This is a genomic window from Azospirillum sp. CT11-132 (genome assembly GCF_047302835.1).
Taxonomy (GTDB): Bacteria; Pseudomonadota; Alphaproteobacteria; order Azospirillales; family Azospirillaceae; genus Azospirillum.
The window spans coordinates 300,990-315,053 of the sequence record NZ_JBGLZA010000007.1; the positions used below are offsets into that span (position 1 = coordinate 300,990).

The window sequence follows — 14,064 nt, forward strand, 5'->3', positions numbered from 1 at the left end:
ACGGTCATGTTTCCGCTTCGCCCGCCATGCGGGCACTGCAAGACGGCACCTTTGCCGCGCCTTCAGCCGCCGTCCAAGCCGACCATAGCGATCCCACGGGAGAACCAACTGCGACTCGGGAGACGGAAGGAGGCTCTCCGGTGCGGGCACCGGCGGCCTCCCCGACGCCGCCGAGCCCCGGAACACAGAAAGAGGATCGGGGCCGCTTGCCACGGGTGGGGAGATCATGGGATGAAGCGGCGCTCCCCTCCCTCGCCAGCCAGCTCGGCCATGTCTCCTTTTGACCTCGACGCCACTCTCCAAATAGCTATCGACGCTGAACGGGCGGGAAACCGCGCAGCCGCAGCAGCAGCCTGCCACCGGCTGCTGGAGCACCACGGCACAAGTCGGCAAGCGCCGGCGGCGCATGACGCGCTCGCCAGGATTCTGGTGGACCAGGACATGGCGGCGGCGGCCGACCATGCGCTCGCCGCGTGGAGACTGACACCTGCCGATCCGACCCGCCGGTCCAACCTGTGGCAACTGCTGACCCATCTCGGCGATGCCGGCGATGTCGCCCGCTTCCAGGGGCGCGAGGACTGTGTCGGACTGGTGGCTCTGGGCAACGCGTTGCGCCGCGACGGGCAGGCGCTGCGGGCGGAGCGGGCCTATCGCCGGGCGCTGGAGCTTTATCCGGAGGTGTCCTTCACGCTGAGCCGGCTGGCCTGCCTGTGCGCCGAACAGCACCGGCTGGAGGAAGCCGACGCCCTGTTCCTTCAGGCGGCCGAGCGCCATGGCGGGCGCGACGCCGTCACCCGCACCAATCCGGCCTTCCTGCAGGCCCTGCGCGAAGGACCGCCGCCCGCCGGCATCCGCGCCACCATCCAAGAGGGCGCCGGGGCCGGCGCCCGGCCGCTGGTGGTCTATGCCTGCTGCGACGCGGTCTATGCGCGCAAGTTCCTGCCGACCATGGTGCGCTCCATCGCCGAGGACAGCGGGCTCGACTGCGCCATCGCCCTGCATCTGGTCAATCCCGATGCGGAGGCCGAGGCGACGGTGGCAGCCCTGACCGCCACCCACGGCGCCGACCGCTTCATCATCCTGCGCGAGACCATCGACCTGTCGCCGCTGAGCGACAATGCCAAGACCTATTACGCCTGCAGCCGCTTCCTGGTGCTGCCCGACCTGCTGATCCGCTGGCAGCGGCCGGTGCTGATGCTGGACGTCGATCTGCTGGCCATCCGCGACCTGAACCCGCTGCTGGCGACCTCCGCCCACTCGGATCTGGGCATGATGAGCCATGCGCTGAAGCGGCTGGACATCTGGAGCCTGCTCTATGCCGACGTGCTGCACATCCGGCCGACCACGGGGGCTTGGCACTTCCTCGACCAGACACGGCGCTACATCCGCCATTTCCTGGACCGTGGCCTGCCGGTCTGGTTCCTCGACCAGGCCGCACTCGCCGCCGTGCATCTGGCCGGCTTCACGGCGGAGGCCGCACCGCGCCTGACCGTCTATCCGGCCGACATCCACAGCAGCACGGTGATGGTGGACGGCGAGGGTCAGTACTGGACCGACGACAGCGCCTATTTCTATTCGGTCCGCGCCACCGGCGGCGGCCAGCACGCGGTGCACCGGCTGAAGCGCCGCGCCGGCACCACCGCCCAGATCACAACGGGTATGAAGCCGGGCTGAGGCCGGGCACGGCGGGCAGGAAGAAAAATAGGTCATGAAATCATAACTCATGATTTCATGCTTCTTCTTCATGACGTGAAACCACTTCCATCTTTCCTGATCTTGCGTGTAAATCCGCGAAGCTCCCGCTCGGGTCAGCCCGCTTTCCATCCTCTGTTACCGGGAACCACCGCATGGCTCGGATCATCAGTTTCGCCTCCACCAAGGGCGGCGTCGGCAAGACCAGTCTGGTCATGGCGCTCACCTCCGAACTGCGCCGGCGCGAGGCGAGTGTGCTTCTGCTCGACTGCGATCCCAACCGGCATCTGGCCGAATGGGCGCGGCGGCGCAACGATGCCGGCGTGCGGGTGCTGGAAGAGATCACGGAATCGAACGTCCGCCAGACGGTGCAGGAGAATGCCCCGAGCTTCGACTACACGCTGATCGACCTTGCCGGCTTCGGCAACCTGACCATGCTCTATGCCTTCTCGGTCAGCGACGGGGTGCTGATCCCGACCCAGCAGTCCTTCATGGACGTGAAGGAGACGGTGCGCACCTTCAAGGTGGTGGCGGATTCCGTCGGCGTGCTGAAACACACCCCGGCCTCCAGCGTGGTGATCGTCCGCACCCAGGCCGCCATCGAATCCCGCGTCGACCGCCATGCCCGCGGCCTGCTGGACGAACATGGCGTCCCCGCCTTCCGCACCGAACTGATCGAGCGCTCGCTCCTGAAGGAGATGACCTACACCGGCCACGGCCCGGGCGAGGTCAACCCGGACAGCAACGCCGACCTGAACGTCCGCGCCCTGACCGACGAGTTCGTCGCCTTCCTGGAAAGCTCCCCGGCCAACCCGCTGATCCCGCGGGGGTGAGGCGGACAGGGACGCTCCCTCCGAACGTCATGGAGGTGAATGACGTCAGGTGATGTCATCACATTATGATTTCATGAAATGATCTTTAAATTTCTGAGCTGCCGATTGGCGCCGATGGGATGCGGCGGACGCCCCGTTACGTCGGGGGATCGATACCGGGAATATTCAGCACTTCCCCGGCCAGGAACTCCACCAGCAGCCTGACCCGGGCAATGTCCGCCCGTTCCGGCACGATGAGCATGTTGAGAGGCATAGGCGGCGGCGCATAGTCCGGCAGGATCGGTTCGAGCCGCCCTTCGGAAAGCAGGTCGTCGACCAGCCAAAGGTGCGTCGGGCCGATGCCGCGGCCGGCAAGATAGGCCTCCCGCGCGGCAAGCCCGTGATCGACCCGAAGCCTTCCACCAAAAGGGACGAGATGGGCTTCGCCGTCCGGCCCCTCCAGCGTGAGCACGTCGCTTCCGACGACGTTCGACATCCTGATGCCTTCGAGGCCGGCCAGATCCCTGGGTGTCGCCGGTCGTCCATGCCGCACCAGATAGTCGGGCGAGCCGACGAGGATGCGCCTGCTCGTACCGAGAGTCCGTAACCTCATGGAACTGTCGGCAAGCGGTCCAGGCGAAACCCCTTACCGCATTCAGCAGCAACGCCAAGGTCGCTGTGACGTGGAGGATCCGGGGTGAGGGTGCGCCACCTTGCCGACCGGCACGCCCGCCCCCGGCGGCGTTGAAAAGGCGGGTGAGGCCCTCCAACCGACCCCCGGTCGACCGACGCCTGATTCAGGTCACTGGCCCACTGCGTGACATCCATGTTCCGCCGCCTGCCAACATCTTTTGCAGAACCCGACTGTCCGCCCGAGCGCCGGGCCACCGGGCCACCAGTAGCCCGGCGCTCGGACGGGGAGGGGCTGCAGGCGATTTGCACCAAAGCCTTATGTCATGACATATAATCATGCAAATATAGCAGGATAAAAAATCATCACAGCATGACATCGCAACAAGATCAACGTCTTCCGCCGATGCCCGTCATCGCTTGACGCACTAAGGCCAAATGCCCGGAGGCGGCACCGGAACAGTGCGCATTATCATTTCATGATTTGCGGAGCTTCCCGCTTCTTGGTCGGGGAGAGGCTCCGATGTGACGACCATCTCTTTCGGAACGGGAGCCAAGGCAACAATGGCGCCCTAACAGTGGGCGACCAAGGAAGCACCTTGGAATGCACCGGCCCCGACCTTGATGAAGCCGCTTCCTATATTTTCATGAATTTTCTTCATGCCATTGTTTCATGCCCCCATTCTCGCTCCGATCCGGCACCGGCCACGCTTCCGCTCCGCATGAGAGGGGTGGGGTCAACTCCATCGCCGCACCGAATGGTGGCCCCGCCGTCCGCAGAAGGCGGCGCAAGCCTATGCCATTTTTCATTTCCCGATTTCATGCCTTATTTTTATGACATTATTCATAACCCCCCCCCCCCCCTGTGTTTCCCGCGCCACGCCGGCCGGCTTTCCGTCATGGCACGCATCGCACCCGCCACATGTCGCAAAGACAGGACAGCAAGTCATGATATTGCTTCATGGCTTACCCAGCCGGCCCAAGCCGGTGCCGCCCTGACCGGAGTGCCCATGTCGACCGAAAGCCCCGCCAAGCCCCCCCTGAAGCCTGCGGCCAAGCCGGCCCGTCCTCCGCTGGGCGGGATCGGGATCGGCGGGCTGGGGGCGGGCGACGTCGACCCGATCCGCCAATACGGGTTGAGCAAGGGTTTCCTGCCGACCGAGACGGAGCCGTCCGCGGCACTCGCCCCCTCTCATCCGCAGGCCCCCACTCCGCAGCCCCAGCCCCAGCCGGCGCCAGCCCCCACCATCGTCCGGCCGGCGCCGACCCGGCCGTGGCAGGCGATGCTGCCGGACTATCTGGTGGAGGAGCTGCGGCAGGCCGCCGCACGCGAAGGCACCGCCCAGAAGGTGATCGTGCTGAAGGCCCTGCGGCAGGCCGGCTTCCGGATCGACGACATCGACCTGCAGGACCTGCGGCGGCGCTGAGCCCGCCCCGGGAAGCGCACAAGTGCGGCCGAAGGGACGGTTTGACTCTCCTTAAGGAGCCGTCTATGCCCTACCCGCGCTCTGCCCCTGCTCCAATCCGATTGCAGACCACCAGCGACGACGAGAGATGAAGGCAAACATCACCCAGGCGACCCCGGCGCCGTCCTCCTCGGCAGCCTTGCCCCTTCAGGCCTCGCCCCGTCCGGTGTCGCCCGTACCAGTTCCGACCGCGGCCCCGCCCCCCACGCCGGCCCAGTCCGGTTCCCGCGGCCTCAGCATCGACATGCTGGAACGGATGCTGGAGCAGCAGCCCAACGACCCCAACGTGTGGAGCGCGCTGGGCGCCCTGCTGCGGCAGGCCGGCAAGCCGGAGGCGGCGATCGCCTGCCAGCGGCGCGCGCTGGAGATCGACCAGCGCCATGTCGGCGCCTGGACAAATCTCGGCAACGTGCTGGGCGACGTGGAGCGCTATGACGAGGCCATCGCCGCGCAGGAGCATGCGGTGGTGCTGTCGGGCGGCAGCGCCAACCTGCTGTCCAATCTGGTGGTGGCGCTGCGCCATGGCTGCCGGTTCGATCGCGCGCTGGAGATCCTGGACGTCGCCCTGCGCGCCAAACCCACCGATCCGTCGCTGCTGTGGGACCGCGCCCTGACGCTGCTGCAGGTCGGCCGCTATGCCGAAGGTTTCCGCGATTACGACTCCCGCCTGTCGCTGCCCGGCTATCAGAACCGCATCGCGGACGGGCCGATGTGGGACGGCAGGGCGCTCGACGGCAAGACCATCCTGCTGACCACCGAACAGGGCTTCGGCGACGTGCTGCTGACCGCGCGCTATGTGCCGATGGTCAAGGCGCGCGGCGGCCGGGTCCTGCTGGAATGCCATCCGGAGCTGCAGCGGCTGCTGTCCGGTCTGGAGGGCATCGACGCTTTCGTGCGCGCCGGCACCGCCTACCCGGCCTACGACGTCCATTGCCCGCTGATGAGCCTGCCGCACCGGCTGGGCACGACCATCGAGACGGTGCCGCCGCCCACCCGCCTGACCGTTCCGGCCGAAGCCCGCGAGAAGGCCGCCCGGCTGGTGCCCGGCAATGACGGCACGGTCAAGGTCGGCATCATCTGGTCCGGCCGTGTCACCTTCAAGGACAATGCGCGCCGCGCCACCACGCTCAGCCGCTTCCTGCGCTTTCTCAATGTGCCGAAGGTGCGGCTCTACAGCATCCAGAAGGGACCGCCGGAGGCGGAGCTGGCGACGCTCGGCACCTCGACCCTGATCACGCCGCTGGGACCGCATTTCAACGACTTCGCCGACACCGCGGCGGTGCTGGAACGGCTCGATCTGGTGATCATGACCGACAGCTCGGTGGCGCATCTGGCCGGCTCGCTCGGCCGCCCGGTGTGGAACCTGCTGCAATTCATGCCCTACTGGGTCTATGGCGATAAGGGCGACACCACCCCCTGGTATCCGTCGATGCGCCTGTTCCGCCAGACCACGCCTGGCGATTGGGACAGCGTGTTCGGCGCCGCCGAACAGGCCCTGCGCCAAGTGGTGGCGCTTAGGACCTGACCACTGTCGGTGTTTGGCCAAAGCCCCCTGATGCGAGGATCGAATGACGCAAGCGCCACGGCTGAAGCTGAACATCGGATGCGGGTTCGACAAAAAACCCGGCTGGATCAATGTTGACCAGTTCGCCACCTGCGACCCTGACCAGATCCTGGACATCGAAGAAATACCGTGGCCGTGGCCAGACGACAGCGCTGACGAAGTTTTGCTGTCGCATGTGCTTGAGCATGTCGGCACGTCACCAAAAAACTATCTCGCCATCATCAAGGAGATTTGGCGTGTCTGCTGTGATGGTGCCCGGATTGAGATCAGACTACCTCACCCGCGCCACGATTATTTCCTGATTGATCCAACCCATGTACGGGCGATCCATCCCCGCAGCTTTGAGCATTTCAGCCAGAAGCGCAACAGGGAATGGCAGGCGGTCGGCTCTCCCGCCACGCCGCTCGGCCTTTACCTCGGCATTGATTTCGACGTGGAAGGCATTCAACAAGTTCTGGCGCCGAAATGGGCGGAGCGCGTCCGGAACGGGGAGCTCTCCCAGACGGAGATCAGGGACAAGATGGAAGATATGAACAATGTCGTCATGGAATTCACGGTCATCTTGAAGGCGGTCAAGCCGCATGGGTCTTGAACGACCTGGGGAGAGCCATGCGTGCGCCACGCTGGAATGGCGTCATCGCTCATCCCCTTCCATCGGCTGTGCATGATCTCTTGTCCCCCAAAGCCAGCCTTTTCTGAACCGCAGCGAGCAATCCAGAGGCCGGATTGATTGAGTCATGCCGCCATGGCGCTGTCCTTGGCTTGAGCATAGTAGTGCGCCTCGGGCTCGGCGCTGGATCACCTCAGTCTTGTAGAGGCCGTTGATCGTCTCGGCCAAGGCGTATCGTACGAATTGACGACGCTGCCCCCCCACGAGGCGTGCTCGCCTTCATGGTCGAACACCATGCGCACCGGACATTCGCGGAGTTCCGGAGCATATTCAGGTGATACCTGCTTGGTCATAATGGCCCCATCCTCAAGGAATGGGGCCTCCAGCAAAGCCACTTCAGCTCACTCCGGGGGAGCCAGCGTCCTGCGGTGCAGGCCCGTGCCGCCCCCCCTCTCCGCTGGACCGGACGACGTCGCGGCTGGTCGCGGTCGCGCAGCTGCGCCTTGCTCTGCAGGATCAGCATGAGGCTCATGTTGTAGCCGGCGACATAGGCGAAGGCATTGGCCAACACCGGCATCGTTCCCAGCAGCGGGGTACGGCCGGCCCGGATCATCTCCCCTCCCGAAGCGTTGGCTTTCCATGGGCTTGGTGAGCCGTCAGCTTGATCAGCTTCCGCTGAGAGCCTGGCTCCGGGTCCAGAACACCACCATCCTTCGACGACGCAGGCGATCCCATGGCGTTCCGGCGCAAAGACGACCAGACGGGGAGACCCCGCCGCCCGTCAGAACCGACTTTGTCTCCGTTCGCCCGTCCCGACGGAACCTGCCTTGGTCGCCAACCAGAGGAGCAGCCCGACGAGCCGGTGCCCGAGGCTCCGGCCGCCCCCGAGGCTCCGCCGATCGACCCGACCGCGCCGATGAATCCGGCCTGATGCCGTCGTGGCATCTCCGCTCACGCTTTACCGAAGGGGGCGCCCGGTACCGCATCATCAGCTTGGCATTTCGGCATGGACTGAGGCTGGCCTGCCGGCCTTTCCTACTGGGCCGACCGGTTCACCGCTGGTGAGGAACGTGCCATGGCAAAGCAGGTTGCGGCCTTGCCTCCACGGGCGTGCGTGTTCTGCGGGTATCCGGGCAGGCGGCGGGTCATTTCGATTGGCCGGCAACACGGCTTCGACAAAGGGTCTTGGCGGACGGGGGAGGAATGCCCACACCATTTGGTGGAGGGCGCGTCGCCAGGCCAACGACCGGACTGCAACCCAATAGCGGGCGTTTACCGGCTTGTGAGCCGCCGCTGTACGCGCTCGATGACCCGGTTGGTGTCGGCGACAAGCGCGTCGAGGGCCGCATAGTCGATTTCTATGGGCGCCATGCGCTCCACGCTGGCGGGCACAGCCGGGGCTGGTGGCTCGGCCGTGGCCGATGGCTCCAGCACGGTGCCCGTTGGCGGTCGGCCCCGCCGGGACCCGTGGCGGCGCGGCCCGGCGGTTTCGGTGAGAATGCCGGCTTGGCCGGGCAAGCCATAGAGGCGATGGGAGCCGCGGCCGGTCACCTCCACCGCCGCTCCGCAATCGGCCAATTCCGCCAGCATCATTCCGGCGCCGCGCAACGAGCAGCCGAGCAGGGAGGCGAGGCGGGCAGGACCGAGCAGCGGGGCGGCGGCGAGCAGATCGACGGCAGCCGGCAGGCGGCTGGTGGAGCGCCGGGGGCCAAGCGCGGCACGGGCCGCTCTCCAGGCCTGTTCGAGGCGGCGCAACATGGCAAGACCATCCTCCACCTCGCGCTCCAAACTGCGGGCAAAGGCCAGCACCCAGCCCTCCTCGTCCATCGGGCTGTCCGGGTGCAACGTGCCAGCACCGGCGAGGATGGGGAGCAGGGTGCGGGTCATACCCGTTGCTTGCAGCGCCGCCGGCAGGGCAGCGCGCACCGCTCCGCGCGGGCGGTCGTCGGCGATCCACGCCCGCATCCTCTGGGCGAGCGCCGGCAGCCGGGCGCCGGGCGCTGGCCGGGTCAGGATCCACATCGCCTCATCGACGAGCCGCCGGTGGTCTCGGGCATCCGTGCCGTCGTCGAGATCCCGCTCGGATCGGCGGTCGGCGGCAGCTGTCATCAGGCCGTAGAGGGCGAGGGCGGTGTGCAGCGCATCGAGATCAGCGCCGCGCTCGATGGCGGCCGGGCTGACGAGCGGGCGTAGGCGCAGCCCCTCGATCAGGGCGGCGAGGCGCTGGGGCTCCACGTGGGCGCCGTCAAGGCCGGCATGGGCGCAGGCCGCTTCCAGGCGCACGGCGTGCTGCCAAGCCAACAGCAATGGGTGGTGGTCGAGGGCGGCGTCGAGGCGGCCAAGCGCCAAGGCTGCGTGCTCCAAGGCGGCGGCACGGGCGGCAGGGTCGGGGGTGCGGAGCATGGGTGGCAGAGGTCCTTGCGGCGGCGCCGGCTTGGGAGTGAAGTGAAGCAAAAGCACTGATAACTTCACAATGGTGAATTTAAGTCGGAGCGCTGGTACGGTCAGGAGAGCATCGGTTTTCCGGGATCGCTGGACACAAGGCGGGAACCGCGGAGAACGGCGAGATTTCGGCCCAGGATCGGTGGACACGAACTGGGATTGGCGGACATGGTCCAACCCTCAGAGCTTTCCGGCATCCCTTTCAGAAGTGCACTTTCGGCACGGCAGGACGGTTGGCAACCCAAGGCGGCCGAGGCAGATCGCGGCCACTTTGCCCCCGTCCGACAAGACTGCTCCTGGCGTTCTGCCTCGTGCCACTCTTCGTCAGTGGCCGATTGATAATTGGGTTTGCTCGCGGCATGACCGCCACCACGACGACGTTCTGTTTCGACATCGTCCGGTGATCCTGGAAAAACCAGCAGGCCAAACAAGCGAGAACCTGGATTTTCGAGAAGCAGGCGGATCACGCCCCCCTCTTCTATGCCCTTGACACCAATTAGAACATAAAGCGAACATTGCTTTCTTGTTCAGCCCGGAGAATTGCAGATGAGCGACCGTGACGAGATGGCGCGTGCCTTCGATTTCGAGATTGGCTCCTGGCACGTCTCGCATCGCCGTCTGCGAGACCGTCTGGTCGGTTGTCAGGAGTGGGATAGCTTCACGGGGACGGCGGACATGCGGCCGGTGCTTGGTGGGAACGGGAACATCGAAGACAATCTTCTGAACCTTCCGCAGGGCGCTTGCAGAGCAATTGCAATCAGGTCCTACGATCCACAGCGCGGGCTCTGGGCCATCTGGTGGCTTTCCACCACCGATCCGCATTCGATCGAGACCCCGGTGGTGGGACGCTTCGAGGGTCAGGTCGGGACTTTTTTCGCGGATGACTGCGTCAAGGGGCGGCCGGTCAAGACTCGCTTCCTCTGGCTGGATACCCACACCGCCACCCCGCGCTGGGAGCAGGCGATGTCCGCCGACGGCGGCGAAAGCTGGGAAACGAACTGGACCATGGATTTCAAACGGGCGGAGTGAGGACGGCTCTCCCAAGAGGCATTCGCCGGCCGGGGGCGATAGGGACGAGCCGGACCGGTTCCGCCAGGCCTGTGTAAAGCAGGAAAGATTTTGTCAAACGGTCGTTTACTCGTATCTCCAATAATTTTACAAAGGCGTGCCCGCCCCTCGTCCTGCCTGGACTCCGCCATGGCGCTCATCGGCTACGCCCGCGTTTCGACCGACGATCAGACCACCGCCGCCCAGATCGACGCGCTGCGCGCCGCCGGCTGCGCCACGATCTTCGAGGAGACCGCCTCCGGCGCCTCAAGGGCGCGGCCCGAGTTGGCGCGGGCCCTGGCCAGCCTGACCAGGGGCGACACGCTGGTGATCTGGAAGCTCGACCGGCTCGGCCGTTCGCTGTCGCACCTGCTGGAGGTGATCGAGGATCTGCGCGGTCGCGGCTGCCATTTCCGCTGCCTCACCAGCCCGATCGACACCGCAAGCCCGCACGGCACGCTGGTGCTGCAGATGCTGGGCGCGGTGGCCGAGTACGAGCGCTCGCTGATCCGCGAGCGGACGAAGGCCGGGCTGAAGGCGGCCAAGGCGCGGGGCCGGGTCGGCGGCAATCCCAAGCTGAAGCAGGGCGACACGGCGATGGCGCGGCGTCTGGCCGAGCGGCAGCGCCAGCTCTACCTGCTGGAATTGACCCGCACCGCGGAGGAATGGCTGCCCACCGTGCGGCGGCTCCGGCTGGCCCACTCCCCGGCCCGCTCCTGGGCGGCGGTGACGCGGGCGGTGAACGCCAGGCTGCCGCCGGGCCGGCATTGGACCGCCGAACGGCTGCGCCGCGCCGTCCGCGCCTTCGTCGAGGAAGGGCTGGCGGAAAGGGCACTGCTCGACAAGGCGCCACCCATGCGCGGGGATGACCGGCTGATGGTGCTGGTCGCCGGCATCGCCCGGGCGAACCCGAAGCTCTCGCTGCGGGCCATCGGCGCCCAGCTGGAGGCGATGCGGGAGACCACGCCGCGCGGCGGGCGCAGTTGGGCCGCAGCCTCGGTCAAGAACCTGCTGGATCGCGCCCGCGCCCAGGGGCTGCTTCCTGCCGGATCACCGGCCGGGACCTGCCCCCCGGCGCAATCCCCGGGCTGAGGCTCCTCACCCTGTTGAAACGGTTGGGTCAAGCGCGCGGTCACCCGCGGCGGCCTCCCATCCGGGCCTGCCAATCCCGGCTGTAGAGCTGTCCATGGCTGGCAAGCGGTGCCGTCCGGCCGGTTTCCAGATCGAGCACCGGCATGTCGGCGATCAGGGCGGCCCGCTCCACTCCCCCCACATAGGACAGGCTCCCGTCCTCGGCCCGGGATTCCCGGAAAAGGGAGGGGCGGGCGCTCCGATCCGTGATGGACAGATGGGAGGCGATCTCGGCACGGACGAAAAAGGCGTTGTGGCCGGCCCCGTTGCTGCCGACCAGCGCATAGCCCTTGCGCGCCGCCGCCTGTTCGAGCGCCCGGATCGAAGCGCCGAAATAAAGCCAGGAAGGATGGGCGATGGAGCGCTGGAATGCGGGATCGTATGGGATCGTCAAGGCACGCATGTCGCCCAGGACCGCATTGTATTCGCATATCACGATGTCCGGACGAACCACGTCGATCGCATCGAACACCCAATAGTCATTGCCGTCGATGTCGATGCTCAGCAGGCCGACGTCGCCGCCATGGCCGCTGCGTGACAGCAGGTCGTTCACATTTTCCTTCGTTATGAACGCCGACTCTGCGATCAGATCGTGTTTCCAATAGATCCCGTCGTTCCTGATCGCCTCGATATGCGTCACATTCGCATCGAGGACGAGCCCCCGCCAGTTGCGGTTGCGCATCAGATAGCGGGTGTTGCTCTCCGTATAGTCCTGTACGCCGAACTCGATGAAGCTCTCGGAGCGGACCGGAAGGTTCTGGATCAGCCATTCGATGATGCCGTCCTCACCGGTCTGCGAGAACACCGTGAACTCGACGTCGGACAGGTGGGGGATGCACTTGCGGGCGCGCAGGGACTCGCCCAGAGCACGGGCGGTCAGCAGAAGCTGACGCTCCGCCGAACGCTGCTGCTGGCGGTGATGGTCCCAGGCCAGGGCGCGTCCGGCACGGAAGAGAGGAACCAGTTCCTCCAACTCGGCAGACATCGGCGGTGTCCTTTTTGCGTGTCGTGGCGGAAGCGGGTCAGGCCCGAAGGTAATCGCAATTCTGGCACAAGGGATTGGAGACGCGGTTGTCGAGGAATTCCCGGCGCAGCGACCGCATCGGCCCGCCGTTCCAGATTTCCTTCAACGACTGCTTCGCCACATTGCCCAGGACATAGCGCTTGTCATAGTCGTAGCAGCAGGGCACGACGTCGCCGTCCCAGGTGACGGTCAACCTGCTCCATGGGAAGCGGCAGGTGACGTGGTCCTGCTGCGGCGGCCGGTCGCCGGCAAGGATGCTCACGTCCGGCGCATTGCCGTCCCAGGTGACGAACTCCTTGGCGAAGAAGGCGTCGACCCCGTCGAGGTTCGACCAATAGTCCCGCTTCCGGGCGATGCTGTCGCCGTTCAGGCCGAAATCGATCATCGACACGATGACCTGGACCTTGGATTTGAAGGATTTCTTCAGCTTCAGGAAGTCGAGCAGGTTGCGGACGGAGGCGTCATAGGCATCCGCGACCCCGCGAATGCGTTCGAACGACGCATCGTCATGGCCGTCGATCGACAGATAGAGCTTGGCAGGACGGGCACGCAGCAGCGCCAACGCCGTCGGCCGCTTCAGCATCAGCGGGTTCAGCGACAGGGCAGCGGGCACGCCGCGCGCCGAGGCATAGGCGACGAAGCGGTCGAAGTCCGGATGAACGAGGCTCTCGCCGAAATGATGCAGCCAGCAATCCGCCTGCGCCGCCTGTTTCGGGTTCTCCAGCACGTACTCGTCGATCACCTTGCGGAACAGGCCGAAGTCCATCAGCCCCTGCGGGCGCGTCATGTTGCCGGTGCGCGCGCACATGACGCATCGGAAGGGACAGCGGTTGGTCAGCTCGATGTTGAAAACCGAGAAGGGCGTGTCGAGCACCGTCGGGTCGGCCGGCGTGGCGGAGATCGGTACAGCGGTCGGGGGAGTGGAGACTTTGATCGTCAATTCCGTCCTCCAAGGCCGGCGGCGAGCAACGGACCCAGCGCTTGTCCGAGCGGTCCCAGCAGCCGCAAGGTGGCGGCCACCCATTGGCCCTCGTCCCTCACCGCCGCGCCCACCAGTCGGCGGGCCTCCTCCGCGTCGCCCAGTTCCAGCAGCGCCCGCGCCCGCCCGAGGCGGGGCAGGGCAAGGCAGGCGAAGTCCCCACGCTCGCCGTTGAAATCCTCCAACGCCTCCTGCGGCCGGTTCCATGTGAGCCTGAGCATGCCGCGGAAGACGCGCCCTTTGGCTGTATCGGGATCGTTCAGACGGTCTCCATCGAACGCACGGGCGGCGGCGTCGAGGTCTCCGGCATGGAGTTGCACCAGCCCCCCGATCATGCGCACCCAGCCCATGTCGGGATTGCGCAAGCGGACGGCGTCGCAGGCGGCCATCGCCTCACGGAGCCGGCCGTCCGACAGCAGCGTCTGCGCGATCATCAGGCCGGCCCACCAGCGCAGATCGTGACCGCTCTCCCAAACGCGCCGGTAAGCCGCCAGTGCGGATTCGGTTTCGAAGCGGAGCCGGTGATACTGGCCGAGCACATACCAGGACGGCATCCGGTCCGGCGCCAGGACGACCGAAGCCGCCAGTTCCCGCCTCGCGTCTGCCGGCCGGTTCAACAGAAGCAGGGAAAAGCCCCGCTGATGGTGAAGGCCGTAGCGGTCCTGCG

12 protein-coding genes and 1 pseudogene are annotated in these 14,064 nt (G+C 66.2%); 7 read left to right on the plus strand and 6 right to left on the minus strand.

All coding sequences use genetic code 11. The features are described 5' to 3' along the window. The first annotated feature begins 270 nt into the window (after positions 1-270). Positions 271-1,674, plus strand: a complete 1,404-nt coding sequence (locus ACCD06_RS28575) for a tetratricopeptide repeat protein (RefSeq protein ID WP_413345294.1) — start codon at positions 271-273, stop codon at positions 1,672-1,674. Positions 1,675-1,847: 173 nt separating this feature from the next. Beyond that, positions 1,848-2,525, plus strand: a complete 678-nt coding sequence (locus ACCD06_RS28580; protein WP_413345296.1) for an AAA family ATPase — start codon at positions 1,848-1,850, stop codon at positions 2,523-2,525. 136 nt (positions 2,526-2,661) lie between these two features. Here the strand turns inward: ACCD06_RS28580 and ACCD06_RS28585 are convergent. Then, positions 2,662-3,135 (minus strand): annotated as a pseudogene (locus ACCD06_RS28585) (substrate binding domain-containing protein); the annotation flags it as partial. A 1,009-nt stretch (positions 3,136-4,144) separates the two neighbouring features. Here ACCD06_RS28585 and ACCD06_RS28590 point away from each other — a divergent pair. The 3 genes from ACCD06_RS28590 to ACCD06_RS28600 all read left to right on the plus strand — a co-directional run bounded on the left by ACCD06_RS28590 (position 4,145) and on the right by ACCD06_RS28600 (position 6,756). After that, positions 4,145-4,561, plus strand: a complete 417-nt coding sequence (locus tag ACCD06_RS28590) for a hypothetical protein (protein WP_413345298.1) — start codon at positions 4,145-4,147, stop codon at positions 4,559-4,561. A gap of 127 nt (positions 4,562-4,688) precedes the next feature. Then, positions 4,689-6,125, plus strand: coding sequence for a tetratricopeptide repeat protein (locus ACCD06_RS28595; protein ID WP_413345300.1), 1,437 nt, complete (start codon positions 4,689-4,691; stop codon positions 6,123-6,125). A 43-nt stretch (positions 6,126-6,168) separates the two neighbouring features. Beyond that, a complete protein-coding gene (locus ACCD06_RS28600) occupies positions 6,169-6,756 on the plus strand; it encodes a class I SAM-dependent methyltransferase (RefSeq protein ID WP_413345302.1) in 588 nt (195 codons plus the stop codon). A gap of 367 nt (positions 6,757-7,123) precedes the next feature. On the opposite strand, the gene ACCD06_RS28605 is transcribed toward ACCD06_RS28600, so the two are convergent. Both ACCD06_RS28605 and ACCD06_RS28610 read right to left on the minus strand, forming a co-directional pair. Next, positions 7,124-7,387, minus strand: coding sequence for a type IV secretory system conjugative DNA transfer family protein (locus tag ACCD06_RS28605; protein WP_413345304.1), 264 nt, complete (start codon positions 7,385-7,387; stop codon positions 7,124-7,126). Positions 7,388-8,046: 659 nt separating this feature from the next. After that, positions 8,047-9,234: a hypothetical protein gene (locus tag ACCD06_RS28610; protein WP_413345306.1), complete on the minus strand. Its 1,188-nt coding sequence runs from the start codon at positions 9,232-9,234 to the stop codon at positions 8,047-8,049. A gap of 528 nt (positions 9,235-9,762) precedes the next feature. On the opposite strand from ACCD06_RS28610, the gene ACCD06_RS28615 reads away from it, so the two are divergent. Further along, positions 9,763-10,245, plus strand: coding sequence for a DUF1579 domain-containing protein (locus tag ACCD06_RS28615; RefSeq protein WP_413345308.1), 483 nt, complete (start codon positions 9,763-9,765; stop codon positions 10,243-10,245). 168 nt (positions 10,246-10,413) lie between these two features. Then, a complete protein-coding gene (locus ACCD06_RS28620) occupies positions 10,414-11,355 on the plus strand; it encodes a recombinase family protein (RefSeq protein WP_413345310.1) in 942 nt (313 codons plus the stop codon). A gap of 40 nt (positions 11,356-11,395) precedes the next feature. Here ACCD06_RS28620 and ACCD06_RS28625 read toward each other — a convergent pair whose 3' ends face one another. The 3 genes from ACCD06_RS28625 to ACCD06_RS28635 all read right to left on the minus strand — a co-directional run. After that, positions 11,396-12,367, minus strand: coding sequence for a hypothetical protein (locus tag ACCD06_RS28625; protein WP_413345312.1), 972 nt, complete (start codon positions 12,365-12,367; stop codon positions 11,396-11,398). Positions 12,368-12,416: 49 nt separating this feature from the next. After that, a complete protein-coding gene (locus ACCD06_RS28630; protein ID WP_413345314.1) occupies positions 12,417-13,358 on the minus strand; it encodes a radical SAM/SPASM domain-containing protein in 942 nt (313 codons plus the stop codon). Continuing rightward, a partial coding sequence (locus ACCD06_RS28635) for a tetratricopeptide repeat protein (RefSeq protein ID WP_413345316.1) occupies positions 13,355-14,064 on the minus strand: 710 nt, incomplete at its 5' end. The genes ACCD06_RS28635 and ACCD06_RS28630, both read right to left, overlap by 4 nt.